The sequence below is a fragment of the Gluconacetobacter asukensis genome, assembly GCF_014174375.1.
Taxonomy (GTDB): domain Bacteria; phylum Pseudomonadota; class Alphaproteobacteria; order Acetobacterales; family Acetobacteraceae; genus Gluconacetobacter; species Gluconacetobacter asukensis.
Genome location: NZ_JABEQE010000027.1, coordinates 12,713 through 31,383 on the forward strand (window position 1 = coordinate 12,713; position 18,671 = coordinate 31,383).

General features: G+C 66.7%; 19 protein-coding genes. 13 read left to right on the forward strand and 6 right to left on the reverse strand.

The window, feature by feature from the left end:
- The first annotated feature begins 7 nt into the window (after positions 1-7).
- Both HLH35_RS18480 and HLH35_RS18485 read left to right on the forward strand, forming a co-directional pair.
- Positions 8-1,216: a hypothetical protein gene (locus HLH35_RS18480; RefSeq protein WP_182980545.1), complete on the forward strand. Its 1,209-nt coding sequence runs from the start codon at positions 8-10 to the stop codon at positions 1,214-1,216.
- Positions 1,213-1,851: an ABC transporter ATP-binding protein gene (locus HLH35_RS18485; RefSeq protein WP_182980546.1), complete on the forward strand. Its 639-nt coding sequence runs from the start codon at positions 1,213-1,215 to the stop codon at positions 1,849-1,851. Before HLH35_RS18480 ends, HLH35_RS18485 begins: the two co-directional genes overlap by 4 nt.
- Here the strand turns inward: HLH35_RS18485 and HLH35_RS20050 are convergent.
- Positions 1,831-2,106 (reverse strand): MFS transporter, encoded by a 276-nt coding sequence (locus tag HLH35_RS20050; RefSeq protein ID WP_246385219.1) that lies wholly within the window; start codon positions 2,104-2,106, stop codon positions 1,831-1,833. The genes HLH35_RS18485 and HLH35_RS20050 overlap by 21 nt on opposite strands.
- Entirely contained in the window at positions 2,082-2,498 is a 417-nt protein-coding gene (locus HLH35_RS20055; protein WP_246385220.1) for an MFS transporter, read from the reverse strand. The genes HLH35_RS20050 and HLH35_RS20055 overlap by 25 nt, the downstream gene beginning before the upstream one ends.
- 38 nt (positions 2,499-2,536) lie before the next feature.
- Between HLH35_RS20055 and HLH35_RS18495 the strand changes: the two genes are divergently transcribed.
- Complete coding sequence (locus tag HLH35_RS18495) at positions 2,537-2,740, forward strand: hypothetical protein (RefSeq protein WP_182980547.1); 204 nt, start codon at positions 2,537-2,539, stop codon at positions 2,738-2,740.
- A gap of 95 nt (positions 2,741-2,835) precedes the next feature.
- Here HLH35_RS18495 and HLH35_RS18500 read toward each other — a convergent pair whose 3' ends face one another.
- Together HLH35_RS18500 and HLH35_RS18505 are read right to left on the reverse strand one after the other, a co-directional pair.
- Entirely contained in the window at positions 2,836-3,639 is an 804-nt protein-coding gene (locus HLH35_RS18500; RefSeq protein ID WP_182980548.1) for an NAD kinase, read from the reverse strand.
- Between the two features lie 194 nt (positions 3,640-3,833).
- Positions 3,834-4,673, reverse strand: a complete 840-nt coding sequence (locus HLH35_RS18505) for a nitrilase-related carbon-nitrogen hydrolase (protein ID WP_182980549.1) — start codon at positions 4,671-4,673, stop codon at positions 3,834-3,836.
- A gap of 184 nt (positions 4,674-4,857) precedes the next feature.
- Here HLH35_RS18505 and HLH35_RS18510 point away from each other — a divergent pair, with 184 nt between their 5' ends.
- Complete coding sequence (locus HLH35_RS18510; protein WP_182980550.1) at positions 4,858-5,793, forward strand: cation diffusion facilitator family transporter; 936 nt, start codon at positions 4,858-4,860, stop codon at positions 5,791-5,793.
- A gap of 126 nt (positions 5,794-5,919) precedes the next feature.
- Here HLH35_RS18510 and serB read toward each other — a convergent pair whose 3' ends face one another.
- A complete protein-coding gene (gene serB, locus HLH35_RS18515) occupies positions 5,920-6,816 on the reverse strand; it encodes a phosphoserine phosphatase SerB (RefSeq protein ID WP_182980551.1) in 897 nt (298 codons plus the stop codon).
- A gap of 30 nt (positions 6,817-6,846) precedes the next feature.
- Here serB and miaA point away from each other — a divergent pair, with 30 nt between their 5' ends.
- From miaA to HLH35_RS18545, 6 genes are all read left to right on the forward strand, one after another.
- Positions 6,847-7,845, forward strand: coding sequence for a tRNA (adenosine(37)-N6)-dimethylallyltransferase MiaA (gene miaA / locus HLH35_RS18520; RefSeq protein ID WP_182980552.1), 999 nt, complete (start codon positions 6,847-6,849; stop codon positions 7,843-7,845).
- A gap of 72 nt (positions 7,846-7,917) precedes the next feature.
- Positions 7,918-9,744 (forward strand): biosynthetic-type acetolactate synthase large subunit, encoded by a 1,827-nt coding sequence (gene ilvB, locus HLH35_RS18525; protein ID WP_182980553.1) that lies wholly within the window; start codon positions 7,918-7,920, stop codon positions 9,742-9,744.
- Positions 9,745-9,849: 105 nt separating this feature from the next.
- On the forward strand, positions 9,850-10,359 hold the full coding sequence (ilvN, locus tag HLH35_RS18530; protein ID WP_371858508.1) for an acetolactate synthase small subunit: 510 nt from the start codon (positions 9,850-9,852) through the stop codon (positions 10,357-10,359).
- A 47-nt stretch (positions 10,360-10,406) separates the two neighbouring features.
- Complete coding sequence (gene ilvC / locus HLH35_RS18535) at positions 10,407-11,426, forward strand: ketol-acid reductoisomerase (protein WP_182980554.1); 1,020 nt, start codon at positions 10,407-10,409, stop codon at positions 11,424-11,426.
- Between the two features lie 237 nt (positions 11,427-11,663).
- On the forward strand, positions 11,664-12,173 hold the full coding sequence (locus HLH35_RS18540; RefSeq protein ID WP_246385221.1) for a GNAT family N-acetyltransferase: 510 nt from the start codon (positions 11,664-11,666) through the stop codon (positions 12,171-12,173).
- A gap of 65 nt (positions 12,174-12,238) precedes the next feature.
- Positions 12,239-12,934 (forward strand): fumarylacetoacetate hydrolase family protein, encoded by a 696-nt coding sequence (locus HLH35_RS18545; protein ID WP_182980556.1) that lies wholly within the window; start codon positions 12,239-12,241, stop codon positions 12,932-12,934.
- Here HLH35_RS18545 and HLH35_RS18550 read toward each other — a convergent pair.
- Complete coding sequence (locus HLH35_RS18550) at positions 12,919-13,827, reverse strand: LysR family transcriptional regulator (RefSeq protein ID WP_182980557.1); 909 nt, start codon at positions 13,825-13,827, stop codon at positions 12,919-12,921. The genes HLH35_RS18545 and HLH35_RS18550 overlap by 16 nt on opposite strands.
- A gap of 101 nt (positions 13,828-13,928) precedes the next feature.
- On the opposite strand from HLH35_RS18550, the gene HLH35_RS18555 reads away from it, so the two are divergent.
- The 3 genes from HLH35_RS18555 (at position 13,929) to clpB (ending at position 18,310) form a co-directional block, all read left to right on the forward strand.
- On the forward strand, positions 13,929-14,987 hold the full coding sequence (locus HLH35_RS18555) for an aldo/keto reductase (RefSeq protein ID WP_182980558.1): 1,059 nt from the start codon (positions 13,929-13,931) through the stop codon (positions 14,985-14,987).
- Positions 14,988-14,993: 6 nt separating this feature from the next.
- Entirely contained in the window at positions 14,994-15,530 is a 537-nt protein-coding gene (locus tag HLH35_RS18560) for a GlcG/HbpS family heme-binding protein (RefSeq protein ID WP_182980559.1), read from the forward strand.
- A 176-nt stretch (positions 15,531-15,706) separates the two neighbouring features.
- The gene (clpB, locus tag HLH35_RS18565) at positions 15,707-18,310 is read left to right on the forward strand and encodes an ATP-dependent chaperone ClpB (protein WP_182980560.1); all 2,604 of its coding nucleotides are present in this window, start codon (positions 15,707-15,709) and stop codon (positions 18,308-18,310) included.
- The last annotated feature ends 361 nt before the right edge of the window (positions 18,311-18,671 follow it).

An 18,671-nucleotide genomic window follows, 5' to 3' on the forward strand; every position in this document is an offset into this window, starting at 1 on the left:
ACGCGGCATGTATGGTTGTCTGGCGCGCCTGCGTCTGGAATGGTACGGCCGGCTCGGCCGCGACCTGCTGGCACGGCATTGGCAATGGGCGCTGCTGGCAACCCTGCTGGTGCCGGGGGCGCCGATCGTAGCACCCTTTCTCAAATTTTCCGTGCTGCTGGGGGCGGTGGTTGCGCCCGGTGTGGGGATGGCGGGGCATGCCGTGCTGGCGGTGGTGATCGATCTGGCGGCCATGCTGTGGATCATGCCGCAACGACGGGCGCTGCTGGGGGGCGCGTTCATGGATTATGTGGCCACCTTGCCGGTGGGCCGTCGCGTTCGCCTGGCGGTCGAGGCCACCATGCTGGCGGTGGCGAATGGCCCATTGCTGCTGTCAGCCGGGTTGGCCGCCGGGCGGATTGCCGCGCCTGCGGACGGGCCGTATCCGGTGTACTGCTTTCTGGGGGTGCTGGGTCTGGCGGCGCTTGCCCAGCACGCCGTCGTTACCCGGCGGTTGGTCCTGCTCGTTGGGGTTGTGGTCGGTGACGTGCTGCTTGCCGCCGGGTTGGGTGCCGCATCGCCCGTGGAGCGCTGGTGCCTGCTGGCGGCGGCGCTTGTAGGGGCTGGGGCGGTGGCGCATGTCGGTAGCCGTCTGGCGGTGGCGGGCGGACAATGGTGGCTCCGGCGCGCCAGGCCGGCGACCGGTGTACTCGACCGCGCACGGTTCGTCCCGCCCGCGCTGCATATTCAGGGCGGCATTCTGGCGGATCGGCCGGTGCTGTCCGTGTTTCGGATCGGTGCGGCGGTTGCGCTGGCTCTGGGAGTGGCGCGGCTGGTTGCGCTGTTCGATTTCGACACGCGCGCAGTGCCGACCATGATCGTGGCCGTGGCGGTGATCGGCCTGCTGCTGGCGGGCCTGTACCGCACCTTGTTTGACGCGCATCGTGCTGCGGCGGGCTATCTGGCCACGTTGCCCTTGCCGCCGCGCTACTGGCCATTGCGCGATACGGGGTTCCTGATGCTGATCAATCTGGTGCCATTGGCGATCCTGTTCCGGCCGCAGGCCCGGCAGGGCGGCGCCCTGCTGGCGGTCTTTGCCGGGCTGGCGGTGGCGGGGCAGGGGCTTTTGGTGCTGCTGCGCTGGCCGGTGCTGCGGGGTGGGCGTTATCGCCTGATGCTCAGCCTGCTGCTGGCCGCCGGCTGGTCGGGTGCCGCGATGGCGGCGGTGTCGCGATGAGCGGCGGTGGGCATCTGGTCTGCGAAGGGCTGCTTGCCTCCGTTCGCGGCCGGACGATTTTTGACGGGCTCGGGCTGGATCTCGGGCCGGGGGTGCATGCGCTGCGGGGGGAAAACGGCATCGGCAAATCGACGTTGCTGCGCATGCTGGCCGGCGCGCAACCGATCGAGGCCGGTCGCGTCCTGATCGACGGGATCGACCTGATGCAGGCCCCCGAGGACGCAAGGCGACGTCTGGCCTATGTGCCGGATGAAAGCCCTGTCTATCCCTTCATGACCGGCGAGGATCTTCTGCGTTTCGTCGCGGCCGCCCGGCGGATGGCGATCGGTCCCGATATCCGTGCCATGATCGGCGGGTTCGATCTGGAGCGGCATCTGCGCACACGCTTCGATGCCATGTCGCTGGGCACGCGCAAGAAGATGCTGCTGTGCGCGGCCTGGATCGGCGCGCCGCCCGTGCTGCTGCTGGACGAGCCGTCGAACGGCCTGGACCGGGCCGCCCGCGACGATCTGGCGCGCCTGCTGCGGCAGGCCGGGCGCGACAGGATGGTTCTGTATGCGTCGCACGACGAGGATTTCATCGCGGCGAGCGATGCTGCCACCATCGGGATGCTGTCACTGTTCGATGCCGGTTGAGGCAGGGGCGGGCAGCCGTTCCCGGATCAGGGACAGGGCGGCGAGGTCGAGAAGATAGAGGATCGAGAGGACGGCGATGGTCCTGCCGATCCCCCATGAAGCGGCCAGCGCGCCGATGGCGACCGGGCCGAACCCGCCGACAAGCCGGCCCGCGTTGAACAGCAGGTTCTGCGCCGTGGCGCGGATCGGCGCCGGGTAGCAATCGCTGATCAGGGCGCCATAGCCGCCGATCATGCCATTGACGAAGAACCCCATGATCGCGCCCGCGGTGTCGTCATCAGGGAATAGACGATGGCCATCGTGGCGGCGCCGAGCATCCAGATCCTGAAGGCGGTCCTGCGCCCGATCCGGTCCGCCACCTGGCCGAAGGCGACCATGCCGGCCGCCATGCCCAGGACGGTCATGGCGGTCCAGAGCCCGGTGCGCGTCAGGGTGTAGCCGAAATGGGTCGCCAGGTCGTTCGGCAGCCAGATCATGACGCCATAATAACAGAAATTCTGAACCGAGCAGAGAATCAGGATGCCTAGCGCATTGGTGCACCAGGCCGGCATGATGAAGCTCAGGATCAGGAAATCGAACCCGTCCAGCGCATAGCCGGCGGCGGAGCCCGCCACGCTGGCCCATGGACGCCGCGCGGCGAACGTCATGTGAAGCCGTTCCTGCCTGTAACGGTAGGACGGGCGGGATGGGTGGAGAAGTGTTGGCTTCTGTTCTTTTTTTGAAAAAAAGAACCAAAAAACTTTTGATTCGTTCAGGAGTTTTTTTGCTGGGTCATGCGATGGCCCTGAACGGATCAAAAGTCTTTTTGCTTCTTTTTCGTAAGACAAAAGAAGGAACCTTCTCCACGCCAGTCCGGCGCCGTTCCAGCAATGTGCGGGCAGTGCCGTGACGGGCAATGCCGGGCCGCAGGCGAGGGGCCAGGCGATGAGGGCGAACGGGATATCGCCTTCGGCGTGGATCAGCGGGGCTATTCGAAACAGTTTCTCAGACCGTGAACTGTTCCGCCAGGATCCGTTCGGACAGGCTCTGGTCCGCGTCGAACAGAAGGGTCGCGTGGAGGGTGCGGTCCTCGGCGATCTCGACCCGCACCACGTCGCGGACTTCCGTGAAGTCGGCGACGGCCGCGACGGGGCGTTTCTCGCTTTCCAGGATCGTCAGCGTCACCCGCGCGGTGGAGGGCAGCAGCGCGCCGCGCCAGCGCCGGGGGCGGAAGGCGCTGATCGGGGTCAGGGGCAGGAGATTGGCCGAGAGCGGGACGATCGGCCCGTGGGCGGACAGGTTATAGGCGGTCGACCCGGCCGGGGTGGCGACCAGCACGCCGTCGCAGATCAGTTCCGGCATCCGGACCCGGCCATCCACCTCGATCTCGATCTTCGCGGCCTGTCGGGTCTGGCGGAACAGGAACACGTCGTTCAGGGCCAGGGCCTTGGTCTCGACGCCCGCGCGGTCGACCGAGCACATGCGCAGCGGGTGCAGCGTCGCGGCCTGGGTATGTGCCAGATGGGCCGGCAGGTCGTCGGGCACGGACGGATTCATCAGGAACCCGACCGATCCGCAATTGATCCCGTAGACCGGCGTCGGCTCGCCCAGCATGCTGTGCAGCGTCTCCAGCATGAAGCCGTCGCCGCCCAGGCAGATGACGGCGTCGGCGTCTGGTGGGGCATACTGGCCGTAACGGGCGACCAGCTCGTCCTGCGTCCGGCGGGCCGCATCGTTCGGGGCCGAGATGAAGCACAGGCGGCGCGGCGCGCCACTGCGGGGCCAGACGGGGGGATGGACTTCGGTCATCGCACGGTCACGGCCGGGTGGGGCGCTGTCACGTATTCAGAGCCTGACCGGACATGTGGGCTGGCGAGCGAGAGCGGCCCGCAAGGGCCGCGCCCGGCGTGGGTTTCCGAGCATCGGAGCGGAGCGGCCTTGATGGAAGTGAGCACCGAAGCGCAGGAAACGCGCGTCGGATTGCCGCCAGCGCGCATGTCCGGTCAGGCTCCCAGGCGGCGATGGGCCAGCACGGGCATGCCGGCACGGACACGCTCGACCTGGTCGAGGGTCAGGGTCGCCGTCGCCCAGCCGACGCCGTTCGACGCCTGGGTGACGATCGTGCCCCAGGGGTCGATGATCATGGAATGGCCGTAGGTGCGCCGGGCATGGCCGCCCGCATCGATATGGGTGCCGGTGGTGCCGCAGGCCACGACCCAGCACTGGGTTTCGATCGCCCGGGCGCGCAGCAGCGTGGCCCAGTGGGCCTCGCCGGTCTCGGCGGTGAAGGCTGCCGGCAGCACGATCACGTTCGCGCCCCGCTTGCGCAGGGCCAGGAACAGTTCGGCGAAGCGCAGATCGTAGCAGATGGCCAGCCCAGCGGTGAACGCGCCCACGGGGACGGTCACGACGTCCTCGCCCGGGGCGTAGGTATCGCTTTCGCGATAGCCTTCGCCGCCGGGGGTGGTGATGTCGAACAGGTGGATCTTGCTGTAGCGCGCCCGTTCCACCCCGTCGGGGCCGAAGACGAGGCTGGTGTTCAGCAGCTTCCCGCCATATCGCTGGCCGATCGACCCGCCATGCAGGGTGATGCCGTGTTCGCGTGCGGTCTCGGAGAGGAAACGATAGAGCGGGCCGGCGCCGGCCGTCGCGCCGGGGGCGGGCAGTTCCTCGGCGTTGGCGAATTTGGTTTCGGCCGCGCCGCCCAGGCAGCTCCAGATTTCCGGCAGCACCACCAGCTCGGGCCGGTCGGCGGCGACGGCGGTCGCGATCAGGTCACGGGCCTGGGCGATATTGTCCGGCAGGGACGCGCCGGGGGCCATCTGGACGACAGTGGTGCGCACCTGACACTCCGTGCGAAAGCGGACGCGGCCGGCCGGCCGATCCATGGTCTGAAGCCGCCTTTTATAAGGTGCGGGCCGACCCGCCCGCAACTGCCGCCCGCTTCGGGGGGCTGGTTTTCGGTGTCGGCACCTTCGACGCGGCCGGCATCCCGTCTATGCTGGGCCTTCGCTGTCCGGAGTGACCATGGCCGCCTCTTCGTCCCGTTTCGTGATCTACGCGGCCCTGGGGGGCAACCTGCTGGTCGCGGTCGTCAAGTTCGCCGCCGCCTTCATGACCGGCAGCGCCGCGATGCTGAGCGAGGCGATCCATTCGCTGATCGACACCGGCAACCAGATGCTGCTGCTGGTGGGCCTGCGCCGCGCCGCGCGCCCGGCCACGCCGCTGCATCCGTTCGGCTATGGGCTGGAACTGTATTTCTGGACCTTCGTCGTGGCGCTGCTGATCTTCGGCCTCGGGGCCGGTGTCTCGGTGATCGAGGGTGTCAGCCGCATTCGTCATCCCCAGCCGGTGGATCATGTCGTCGTCAATTACGTGGTGCTGGCGCTGGCCATCCTGTTCGAGGGCTCGGTTTGGCTGATGGCGCTGCGGGAGTTCCGGCGCAACGGCAAGGGGCGGCGCGGCTGGATCGAGGCGGTGCGCCACAGCAAGGACCCGACCGTCTTTACCGTGCTGTTCGAGGATACGGCGGCGCTGTGCGGCCTGCTGGTCGCGTTGCTGGGCAATATCCTGGCGGAAACGCTGGACCAGCCGATGCTCGACGGCGTGGCCTCGATCCTGATCGGCGTGATCCTGACCGTGACCGCCGCCTTCCTGGCGCGGGAAACCCAGTCCCTGCTGACCGGCGAGGGCATGGCGGTGGAATCCCAGGCCAAGGTCCGGGCCCTGGCCCTGCGTGAACCGGGCGTGCTGGGGCTGAACGAAATGCGTTCGATGCATTTCGGTCCGTCGGATGTGCTGGTGGCGTTGAGCCTGGATTTCGACAACGGGTTGAGCGCCGGGCAGGTGGAACGGTCAGTCTCTCATATCGAGGAACAGATCCGCGCGGCGGTGCCCGAGGTGACGCATGTGTTTATCGAGGCGCAGGATGCGTCGGCGCGGATGGCGAAGGGAAAGCGGTAGAAGTTCTTTTTTGAAAAAAAGAACCAAAAAACTTTTATTCGTTCAGGAGCCTTGTGCTGGGGACACGCGATGGCCCTGAACGATTGAAAGTCTTTTTGCTTCTTTTTCTTCAGAAAAAGAAGAGTCTTACTCGCCAGTTACAAACGACGCTGCCGGATAACCCTGCGCGAACAGCAGCGCGCGCAGGCTGGCATGTTCCACCCGGTTGCCGATTGCCGCGCGGACGATCGGCTTGGCGTGGAAGGCGATGCCGAGGCCGGCGTCCTTCAGCATGGCCAGGTCGTTGGCGCCGTCGCCCACGGCCATGGTGGCGGCGGGTTTCAGGCGCCCGTCTTCGGCCAGGCGGCGCAGATGGGCCAGCTTGGTGTCGGGGCCCAGGATCGGCTCGCCGACCGTGCCGGTCAGGATGCCCTTCTGGATCTCCAGCACGTTCGCATGGTGTTCGGTAAAGCCGCACAGGGCCGCGACGCGGCTGGTGAAGAAGGTGAAGCCGCCGGAGACCAGGGCGGTGCGGGCGTTGCGGGCCCGCATGGTGGCCACCAGTTCGCGCGCGCCCTCGTTGAGGCGTACGTCGCTCCAGGCGGTTTCCAGCAGGGTGGCGGGCAGGCCGGCCAGCAGGGAAACGCGCTCGCGCAGGGCGGCGGCGAAATCGATCTCGCCGTTCATCGAGCGGCGGGTGATCTCGGCGATGCGCTCGCCGATGCCGGCATGGGCGGCCAGGTCGTCCAGCGTCTCGTTGGCGACGATGGTGCTGTCCATGTCCGCGACCAGAAGCCCTTTGCGTCGTCCGCGCGAACGCGTCAGAAGGACGTCGATCTGGCGCGGGCCGAAGACGGCGCGCATCGTGTCCAGCGTCGGCATGCCCGAATGGGGCGCGGGGCTGGGAATATCCACGGCCTCGCCGGGCGAGAGGATGACGGGGACGCCGCCCTTCACCATGTCCCGCGCGGCGCGGGCATCGGCGTCGGTCAGGGTCGTGGCGTCGCGGCGGGCGACGAGCGTGATGGTATGGGACAGCGACATGACGAACAGGCGTGTGACAGGGAAGGCGGCATGACGCAAGCGGTGGATCTGTCGCAACGGCCGGTGGTGGTGATCGCGGGGCCGACCTGCTCGGGCAAATCGGCGCTGGCGCTGGCGGTGGCGCGCGCGACGGACAGCGTGATCATCAACGCGGATTCGATGCAGGTCTATCGCGATCTGCGGGTGCTGACCGCCCGGCCGACGCCGGAAGAAGAAGCGGCCGTGCCGCATCGTCTGTATGGTGTGCTGCCCGCGCACGAGACCGGCAGCGTCGCCTGGTGGCGCGCCCGTGCGATAGCGGAAATCGAGGCGGCGTGGGCTGAAGGGCGGCTGCCGGTGCTGTGCGGCGGCACCGGCATGTATATGCGCGCGCTGACCGATGGATTGACCGACATTCCCGACCCTGGTGCCGAAGCCCGGGCCGAGGCGCGCCGGCTGGTCGAGGAAGAGGGGTCGGCGGCGCTGCATGCCCGGCTGGCGGCGGTCGATCCCGAAAGTGCGGCCGCGCTGCGCCCCTCCGACAGCCAGCGCGTGGCCCGCGCGTGGGAGGTCTGGTCGGGCACCGGGCACGGCATGGCCCATTGGCGCCGGGCCGCGACGCTGCCGCCTCTGGCCTGTCACCGGGTGGCGGTGCGGCTGGAGCCGCCGCGTGATGCGTTGCGGGCCGCGATCGCGCGGCGCTTCGATGCGATGCTGGCGGCCGGGGCGCTGGAGGAAGTGCGGACGCTGCTGGCGCAGGACCTGTCCCCGGCCCTGCCGGCGATGCGCGCGCATGGCGTGCCGGAACTGGCGGCCCATCTGCGCGGGGAGCTGACAGTGGAGGAAGCAGCGGGCCGGGCGGTGCTGGCGACCGGGCGCTACACGCGGCGGCAGACGACCTGGTTTGCCCATCACAGCCTGGCGGATGAGGCCGATACGCGGGTGATCGACACGCGGATCGACAGCGATGCGCAACAAATGGAAAGAAATTACGGCAACGTCATTTCTTTTATTCTAAATCGGATTGACGCGGGCCGTCAGTTTCCCTAAACCCAGCCCACATTCCGTCCGGAGGGGGCCTTGTGGCTCCGCGTCAAACACGCCGGATGGAGGAGCAGGGACATGAACGCGACACCCAACCTGAACGACCTGAAGCCGAACACGCGTGACCACGGAGCGGATATTGTCCTCTCCGGTGCCGAGGTTTTGCTTCGCGTTCTCGTCGAGCAGGGGGTCGATGTCATCTTCGGCTATCCGGGCGGTGCGGTGCTGCCGATCTATGACGCGCTGTTCAAGCAGAACGCGGTGCGTCACATCCTGGTGCGGCACGAGCAGGCGGCCGTGCACGCGGCCGAGGCCTATGCGCGCTCGACCGGCAAGGTCGGCGTGGTGCTGGTCACCAGCGGCCCGGGCGCGACCAATGCCGTGACCGGCCTGGTGGATGCGCTGATGGATTCCATCCCGGTGGTGTGCTTCACCGGGCAGGTCGGTGTGCCGCTGATCGGCACCGATGCGTTCCAGGAGGCCGACACCACGGGCATCACCCGTCAGGCCACCAAGCATAATTATCTGGTGAGGAAACCGGCCGATCTGGCCCGCGTGGCGCACGAGGCCTTCCACATCGCCCGCAGCGGCCGTCCGGGCCCGGTGGTGGTGGACCTGCCCAAGAACATCTCGGTGGGGCCGGCGCCCTATGCCCCGGCGTCGCGCGCGCCGCATCCGTCCTACCGCCCGCGCACCGAGCCGGAGCGCGAGGCGGTGGTGCGCGCCGTCGCGGCGATGAAGCGTGCCCGCCGGCCGTTGTTCTATACCGGCGGCGGCATCATCAATGCGGGCCCGCAGGCCTGTGAGGCGCTGGGCCGGCTGGTGCGCAAGACCGGCTTCCCCTGCACCTCGACCCTGATGGGGCTGGGTGCCTATCCGACCACCGACCGGCAGTTCCTGGGCATGCTGGGCATGCACGGAACCTACGAGGCCAATCTGGCCACCCATGGCTGCGACGTGCTGGTTGCGCTGGGGGCGCGGTTCGACGACCGGGTGACCGGGCGGCTGGATGCGTTCTCGCCGGATTCGTTCAAGATCCATGCCGATATCGAGCCCTCGCAGATCAACAAGATCGTGCAGGTCGACGTGCCGATCGTCGGCGATGCCGGCCGCGTGATCGAGATGATGCTGGAGGAATGGGACCGTCAGGATGGCGCGCCCGATCCGGCGGCGCTGGGTCAGTGGTGGCAGCAGATCGACGCCTGGCGTGGTATCCGCAGCCTGCATTTCGACCAGGACATGACGCCTTCGGCGATCATCCGGCCGCAGCATGCCGTCCGCCGGCTGTATGAGCTGGCGATGGAAACCGGGCGCGACACGTTCGTGTCGACCGAGGTGGGCCAGCATCAGATGTGGGCCGCGCAGCATTTCCAGTTCGACCGGCCGAACCGCTGGCTGACCTCTGGCGGGCTGGGCACCATGGGGTACGGCCTGCCGGCGGCGGTGGGCGCGCAGGTTGCCCATCCCGACGCGCTGGTGATCGACATCGCGGGCGAGGCCTCGACGCTGATGAACATCCAGGAACTGGGCACCATCGCCCAGTACCGCCTGCCGGTGAAGCTGTTCATCCTGAACAATCAGTATATGGGCATGGTCCGCCAGTGGCAGGAACTGCTGCATGGTTCGCGCTATTCCGAGAGCTACAGCGCGGCGCTGCCGGATTTCATCCGCCTCGCCGAGAGCTTCCATGCCAAGGGCATGCGCGCGACCTGCGTGGGTGAACTGGATGACGTGATCCGCGCCATGCTGGCCGAGCCCGGCGCGGTGGTGGCCGATATCTGCGTGGCGCAGGACGAGAACTGCTATCCGATGATCCCGTCCGGCGCGGCCCACAACCAGATGCTTCTGGGCCCCGAGCAGGAAGGCGAGGTGAAGGTCAGCGCCGAGGGCCGCATGCTGGTCTGATCCGACGTCCCTTCGCCCCCGGCCCATCCGGCCGCTTCCCTTGATATATACCGGCAGCGGGGTTCGCCCCGTGCCGGGCCCTGTTCAGGAATTCTCATCATGACCATGCAGGACGAGACGATTGTCTCCGCGGTCATCTCCATTCTGGTGGAAAACGAAAGCGGCGTGCTGGCCCGCGTGATCGGGCTGTTTTCGGGTCGTGGCTACAATATCGAAAGCCTGACCGTGGCGCCGGTCGAGCAGTCGCGCCACCAGTCGCGCATCAATATCGTGACCTCCGGCACCCCGCAGGTGATCGAGCAGATCAAGGCCCAGGTGGGGCGGCTGGTGCCGGTCTATCGCGTGGCCAACCTGACGCAGGTGGGGCCGCATGTCGCGCGTGAAATGGCGCTGGTGAAGGTCGTCTCGTCCGGCGAGGCCCGGACCGAGGCCCTGCGCATTGCCGAGGCCTTCCGCGCGCGCGCGGTGGACACCACCGCCACATCCTTCGTCTTCGAGCTGACCGGTGCGACCGAGAAGCTCGATTCGTTCATCGACCTGATGCGTCCGCTCGGCCTGGCCGAAGTTTCCCGCACGGGCGTGGCCGCGATCATCCGGGGCCCCCGGACGATCTGACCGCGGGTCATCCATCCTTATCTTTCGTCTCAACAGGAGGTCTTATCATGCGCGTGTATTATGATCGCGACGCCGACGTGAACCTGATCAAGTCCAAGAAGGTCGCGATCATCGGCTATGGCAGCCAGGGCCACGCCCATGCCAACAACCTGAAGGACAGCGGCGTCACCGAGATGGTGATCGGCCTGCGTCCGGGCTCGACCGCCGTGGCCAAGGCCGAGGGCGCGGGCTTCAAGGTCATGGACCCCTCCGCCGCCGCCGCCTGGGCCGACGTCGTGATGGTGCTGACCCCGGACGAGGGCCAGGGTGCGCTGTACAAGGAGCATCTGGAAGCCAACCTGAAGCAGGGCGCGGCGCTGGCCTTCGCGCATGGTCTGTCGATCCATTTCCGCATCATCGAGGCCCGTCCGGACCTGGACGTGTTCCTGATCGCGCCCAAGGGCCCCGGCCACACGGTACGTTCGGAATATCAGCGTGGCGGCGGCGTGCCCTCGCTGGTTGCCGTGGCGCAGAACGCGTCGGGCAATGCGCTGGAAATCGCGCTGTCCTATGCCTCGGCCAATGGCGGCGGCCGGGCCGGCATCATCGAGACGAGTTTCAAGGAAGAGGTCGAGACCGACCTGTTCGGCGAGCAGGCGGTGCTGTGCGGTGGTCTGGTCGAGCTGATCCGCGCCGGGTTCGAGACGCTGGTCGAGGCCGGCTATGCGCCCGAGATGGCGTATTTCGAGTGCCTGCACGAGACCAAGCTGATCGTCGACCTGATCTATGAAGGCGGCATCGCGAACATGAACTACTCGATCTCGAACACGGCGGAATACGGCGAATACGTCACCGGCCCGCGCATCGTGACCTCCGAGACCAAGGCCGAGATGAAGCGCGTCCTGACCGACATCCAGGACGGCACCTTCGTGCGCAACTTCATCCTGGAAAACCAGTCCGGCAATGTCGGCTTCAAGGCGATCCGTGCACGCAACAACGCCCACCAGATCGAGCAGGTCGGCGAGAAGCTGCGCGCGATGATGCCGTGGATCGGCAAGAACGCGCTGGTCGACAAGACCCGTAACTGATCATGAGACCGGCCGGGCGGGTGATTGCACCTGCCCGGCCGTAAGTCTTCTTTTTCTGAAGAAAAAGAAGCAAAAAGACTTTTGATCTGTTCAGGGACATCGTGTGTCCCCAGCACAAGGTTTCTGAAGGAATCAGGAGTTTTTTGGTTCTTTTTTTGCAAAAAAGAACAGAAACCCTGCCGGAATCCATCGAAAGGGCTGTGTGTGATGCAGGCTGTCAGCACACGATGGGCGGCCATGGCCGATCTTCCGGCATTGGGGTCGCTGATCGCCCTGTCGATCGAGACCTTGCAGGCGGGGTTCCTCACGCCCGAACAGATTGCGGCCAGCCGGGCGATCATGGGGCTGGATACGCAGCTGGTCGTCGACGGCACCTATCTGGTGGCCGAAAGGGACGGCGAGATCGTGGGATGCGGCGGCTGGAGCCGGCGTGCGACGCTTTATGGCGGCGATCACAGCACCAGCCTGCGTGACCCCCAGCTTCTCGATCCTGCCCGGGACGCCGCGAAGATCCGCGCGATGTATACGCACCCGCGTTGCGCGCGGCAGGGTATCGGCCGTGTGATCCTGTCGGGGTGCGAGCAGGCTGCTTGTGCCGCAGGGTTTTCGGCGGTGGAACTGATGGCGACGCTGAGCGGCCAGCCGCTTTATGTGGCGAGCGGTTACCAGCCTGTCGAAACGGTCGAAGCGATCGTGAACGAGGTTGCTGTTCCGCTGGTCCGGATGCGCAAGCATGTCACCGCGTAAGTGCTCTTTCATGTCGGCGGAGAGTGGGAATAAGCTCGCCCGGTTCAGTCAATAAGGACACCCCCATGACCGATTACGTCATCGCTCAGCCGCCTCAGCCCAGCCTGTCCGTCACGGGGACCGATGCCCGTTTCCCGGTGCGCCGGATCTGGTGCGTGGGCCAGAACTATGCCGAACATGCGCGCGAAATGGGGAGCGATCCGGATCGGGCGCCGCCCTTCTTCTTTGCCAAGCCGGGCGATGCCGTTGTTCCTGGCGGCGGGGTGCTGCCCTTTCCGGTCAAGACCGCCAATCTGCATTATGAAGTCGAACTGGTGGTGGCGATCGGCACCGGCGGCCGGGATATCCCGGTGGATCAGGCGCTGTCGCATGTCTATGGCTATGCGCTGGGCCTGGACATGACGCGCCGCGACCTGCAGGCCGACGCCAAGAAGGCCGGCCGGCCGTGGGCGCTGGCCAAGGGGTTCGATCAGTCCTGCCCGATCGGGCCGGTGGCGCCCGTGGCTGTGATCGGCCATCCGGAGCGCGGGCCCATCACCCTGTCGGTGAACGGGGTGGTCCGTCAGCAGGGTGACGTGTCGGACATGATCTGGCCGGTCGCCGATATCGTCTCGCAGCTCAGTGCCTTCGTCGAGCTGGCGCCGGGCGACCTGATCATGACCGGTACGCCGGCGGGCGTCGGTGCGGTGCAGCCGGGCGATGTGCTGCATGCAAGCTGCGTCGGGGTCGGCACGCTGGATGTGACCTACGGCGCCGCCTGATCGGCCATGATGCCGCCCGGTTGCAGCAGGTCGCCGATGAACAGCGCGATCTTCTGTGAGTGGGCGGTGCTGACGGGGTGGATGGCATAGAAGGTGACCGGGTCCGGCTCCCAGGCTTCCATCACCGTCACCAGCCGCCCGGTGCGCACGGATTCCTCGACTTCCCAGAGCGATTTCTGGGTCAGGCCCAGACCGGCCAGGGCCCATTGCACCGGCAGCTCCGAATTGCTGGAGGCCAGCAGTCCGTCGATCCGCCATGGTCGGGTGGCCTCGCCGCGGCCGAAGCGCCATGTGGCCCGGCACTCGCCCGTCATGTTGGCGACCAGGCAGTCATGGTGGGCCAGATCGGCGGGTGTTTCCGGCATGCCCCTGCGCGCGAGATAGTCCGGACTGGCCACCAGCACGCGGCGGCTTTCCATCAGGCGGCGGCCGGTCAGGGTGGTGTCCACCACGGGCGCGCCGCGAATGGCGATGTCGAACCCTTCGCCGACAATGTCCGCCATCCGGTCTTCCAGCGTCAGATGCACGCGGATGCCGGGATGGCGGCGGACGAAATCCGCGACGAACGGTGCCAGGCGCAAGCGGCCGAACGGGGTGGGGGCGGTGACGCGCAGCATGCCGCCGGGGGTGCCGACCGTCTCGCGCACCCGTGCCTCCATTCTCTCGGTGGCAGCCAGGATTGTGGTGGCCTCATCCAGATAGACGCGCCCGGCTTCGGTCAGGGTCTGCCGCCGTGTGGTGCGCACCAGCAGGCGCGTACCCAGCCGGCGCTCCAGCCGGGCCAGCCGGTCGCTGATGACCGAGGGTGCCAGGCCCAGATGGCGCGCCGCCGCCGACAGGCCGCCCTGCCGAATGATTTCGGTCACCACCCGCATCTCGTCGATGTCGCGCATCGTTCGCCTTTTCCGGAAACTGTTTTCCGGTTTTGACGGTTATCATTCTCCGCCCCGCGCGCCCATAGTCCGGCTGATCGATCCGTTACAGGAGGCAATCCATGCAGTATCGTCAGCTCGGCCGCTCCGGCCTGCGCATCTCCGCCTTCACGCTCGGCACCATGACGTTCGGTGGCAAGGGCGCGTTCGCCAAGACCGGCAATACCGACCTCGCGGGCGCGCAGCGGCAGATCGACATGTGCATCGAGGCCGGGATCAATATCTTCGATACCGCCGACATCTATTCCTCCGGTGTGTCGGAGGAGATCCTGGGCGCGGCGCTGAAAGGCCGGTCGTCGGAAATCCTGGTCAGCACCAAGACGCGCTTCCGCATGGGCGAGGGCGCGAACGATGCCGGCCTGTCGCGCTATCATATTGTCTCGGCAGCCGAAGCCAGCCTGCGCCGTCTGGGCCGCGACCATATCGACCTGTATTACCTGCATGAATGGGACGGCCAGACCCCGCTGGATGAAACGCTGGAGGCGCTGGATACGCTGACCCGGTCGGGCAAGATCCGCTATGCCGGCGTGTCCAATTTCTCGGCCTGGCATCTGATGAAGGCGCTGGGCACGGCCGAACGCCACCGCCTGATCGCCCCGGTGGCGCAGCAGATCTATTATTCGCTGCAGGCGCGCGAGGCCGAATACGAGTTGCTGCCGGTGGCGCTGGACCAGGGGATCGGCGTGCAGGTGTGGAGCCCCCTGGCCGGCGGCCTGCTGTCCGGCAAGCACCGGCGCGGCAAGCCCGAGCCCGAGGGCACGCGCCAGCTGGCCCAGTGGGGCGAACCGCCGGTCTATGATGTCGAGAAGCTGTATGACGTCGTCGAAGTCCTGGTGGCGATCGGCGCGGAACGGGGTGTCTCGGCCGCCCAGGTGGCGCTGGCGTGGGTTGCGCATCGTCCGGCGATCACCTCGGTCGTCATCGGTGCGCGGACCGATGCCCAGTTGGCCGACAATCTGAAGGCGACGGAACTGAGCCTGTCGGCGGAAGAGATGGCCCGGCTGGATGCCGCCAGCGCGCCGCCGCTGCTCTATCCGTACTGGCATCAGGCGCGCACGGCATCGGACCGCCTGTCGGCGGCCGACTTGCTGCTGCTCGGCCCTGCGATCAACAAGGGCTGAGGCGCCATGACATGCTGTCGCCGCGCGGCGGCTGGCATGCTCGCGGCCGGTACGGTCGCGGGCCTGCTGGTGGGGGGACCGGCCCGTGCCGCCGGGCCCTCCGTCATCACCACCCAGAAACTGTCATGGGAGGTTGCCGACCAACTCGCGGCAGCCGCCGTGCGGATCTGTGCCGCGCGCGGCTGGTCCGTCACTGCCGCGGTGGTCGATCCGTCCGGCCATGAGCAGGCGATCATCAAGGGCGATACCGTGCCGCTGCAATCGCTTTCGGTGTCCTACCGCAAGGCCTACACGGCCTATGCCTATGGCATGACCTTCGACAAGGACACGACCAGCGCGCTGATCGCGGCCAAGGTCACCGGGCCGCCCAATGGGGCGCTGAACACGATTCCGCAGGTGCTGTTCGTGCCTGGGGGCGTGCTGCTTCGCCGGGCGGATCGTTCGGTGCTGGGGGGATTGGGCGTGTCGGGCGCCCCTGGAGGAGAGTTGGACGAAGCGTGCGCGGTTGCGGCGGTTAAGGAGATCTCACCCCGGTTTCAATGACCGGTATCATGGAAATGGCCGCGTGAGGGGCGGGGCAGTCATGTGCCATCGCGTCTCCAGGCCCTTGTAACAACGTCCCATTATCCCCATCTCGGCCTTAGTGTGGCGCGCCATTGCCTTATAAGGGATGGCGTTCCCCAGCTTCAGGTCGCCTGAATGAATAGGGACATGGGATTATGAATATCGAGAAATTCACCGAACGGTCGCGCGGCTTCCTTCAGGCTGCGCAGACGATCGCGGTGCGTGAGTACAATCAGCAACTGACGCCCGAACATCTGCTGAAGGCGCTGCTGGATGATCCGGAAGGCGCGGCGTCCGCGCTGATCCGTGCTGCCGGTGGGCAGGCGCCGGCCATCCAGGCGGCGGTCGAGGCCGCGCTGGCCAAGCTGCCCCGCGTGCAGGGTGGCGGGGCCGGCCAGCCCCAGGCCACGCCCGATCTGGTCCGGCTGCTGGATGCGGCGCAGAGCGCGGCGCAGAAGGCTGGTGACGAATATGTGGCGCAGGACCGCCTGCTGGTGGCCATCGCCGCCTCGGACACGCCGGCCGGCCGCGCGCTGCGTGAGGGCGGTGCGACGCCGCAGGCGCTGGACAAGGCGGTCGCCACCATCCGCAAGGGCCGCACTGTGACCAGCGAGAACGCCGAAGCCAGCTTCGACGCGCTGAAGAAATATGCCCGCGACGTGACCGAAATCGCCCAGCAGGGCAAGCTGGACCCGGTGATCGGGCGCGACGAGGAAATTCGTCGTGCGATCCAGGTGCTGGCCCGGCGCAGCAAGAACAACCCGGTCCTGATCGGCGAGCCCGGCGTGGGCAAGACCGCGATCGTCGAAGGGCTGGCTCTGCGCATCGTCAATGGCGACGTGCCGGAGGCGCTGAAGAACAAGCGGCTGCTGTCGCTCGATCTCGGCGCGCTGGTGGCCGGCGCGAAGTTCCGCGGCGAGTTCGAGGAGCGGCTGAAGGCCGTGCTCAAGGAGATCGAGAGCGCCGAGGGGCAGGTGATCCTGTTCATCGACGAGATGCATACGCTGGTGGGTGCCGGCCGGACGGATGGCGCGATGGATGCGTCCAACCTGATCAAGCCGGAACTGGCACGCGGCACGCTGCATTGCATCGGCGCGACCACGCTGGATGAGTACCGCAAGTATATAGAGAAGGATGCGGCCCTGGCCCGGCGTTTCCAGCCGGTCTATGTGGGCGAGCCGTCGGTGCCCGACACGATCTCGATCCTGCGCGGCATCAAGGAGAAGTACGAACTCCACCATGGCGTGCGGATCACCGACAACGCGCTGGTGGCGGCGGCGACGCTCTCCAACCGCTACATCACCGACCGTTTCCTGCCCGACAAGGCGATCGACCTGGTGGACGAGGCGGCCAGCCGTCTGCGCATGCAGATCGACAGCAAGCCGGAGGAACTGGACGAACTCGACCGTCGGCTGATCCAGCTGAAGATCGAGCGCGAGGCGATCCGCAAGGAAGAGGATGCCGCCAGCCGCGAGCGTCTGGTGAAGCTGGAAGCCGAACTGGCGGAGATCGAGGAAAAATCGAACGCCATGTCGGCGGCCTGGCATGCCGAGAAGGACCGCGTGAATGCGATCCAGAAGCTGAAGGAACAGCTCGACCAGGCGCGGTCGGATGTCGAGGTTGCCCAGCGGCGCGGCGATCTGGGCCGGGCGTCGGAACTGATGTACGGCGTCATCCCCAATCTGGAGGGGAAGATCTCCAGTGCGCAGGAAGCGAATGAAAGTGCCGCCGCGGGCGCCGGGCTGGTCAGCGAGGCCGTGACTGAACAGGGCATCGCCTCCGTCGTGTCGCGCTGGACCGGCGTGCCGGTGGACCGCATGCTGGAAGGCGAGCGCGCCAAGCTGCTGCGGATGGAGGACGAACTGCGCCGCAGCGTGGTGGGCCAGGAACCGGCGCTGAAGGCGGTGGCCAATGCGGTGCGGCGTGCCCGCGCGGGCTTGCAGGACCCTAACCGGCCGATCGGCTCGTTCCTGTTCCTTGGCCCGACCGGGGTGGGCAAGACCGAGCTGTGCAAGGCGCTGGCCCGCTTCCTGTTCGATGACGAGAAGGCCCTGCTGCGCATCGACATGAGCGAGTTCATGGAGAAGCATGCGGTCTCCCGCCTGATCGGCGCGCCTCCGGGCTATGTCGGTTACGAGGAAGGCGGCGTGTTGACCGAGGCCGTGCGGCGCCGGCCCTATCAGGTGATCCTGTTCGACGAGGTGGAGAAGGCGCACGAGGATATCTTCAACGTCCTGCTGCAGGTGCTCGATGACGGGCGGCTGACCGACGGGCAGGGGCGGACGGTCGATTTCCGCAACACCATCATCGTCCTCACCAGCAATCTGGGGTCCGATGTCCTGGCGCATCTGCCGGACAATGAAACCACCGATATGGTGCAGGCCGAGGTCATGAAGGTGGTGCGCAATCACTTCCGGCCGGAATTCCTCAATCGTCTGGACGAGATCATCCTGTTCTCTCGCCTCCAGCGGGCGGACATGACGCGCATCGTCGATATCCAGATCGGGCGCCTGCGCAAGCTGCTGGACGATCGGCATATCGAGCTGGATCTGGACGAGCCCGGGCATCTGTGGCTGGCCGAGGAAGGCTACGATCCGGTCTACGGCGCGCGTCCGCTGAAGCGGGTGATCCAGCGCACGTTGCAGAACCCCCTGGCGGGGCTGCTGCTGGATGGCACCATCCATGATGGCGAGCGCATCAAGGTGTCGGCCGATGACAAGGGGCTGACCATCAACGGCCGGTCGATCGCCGAAGACTGACCGGTTGGCGGGGCGGCGCAATGTGATGCGCCGCCCCGTTCAGGGGCCTTTCGCGGCCCTGACATGGAAAAGCAGAAAAAAGTTCATTTTCTTATCCACTCTTTGTCCACAGAGGGGTGTGGGCTCTCGGTTGGGTGGGCCGGTTTTCCGGGAAAAACAGGGTGTTTTGGGGCGGTTTTGAAGCGCGTTGACATCCCCCCCCGATCTCCGTAAAACCCGCCTCACCGAACGGCACTACCGCTTCGGACCGGTTCTTTGACAATAGAATATGGAATGGAAGGGATATGTTGGCGGCGTTCTGACGGCCTGTGAGAATGGGTTGTTAGGGATTGGTTTTGATCTGGGTTTAGCCTGGGTTTGA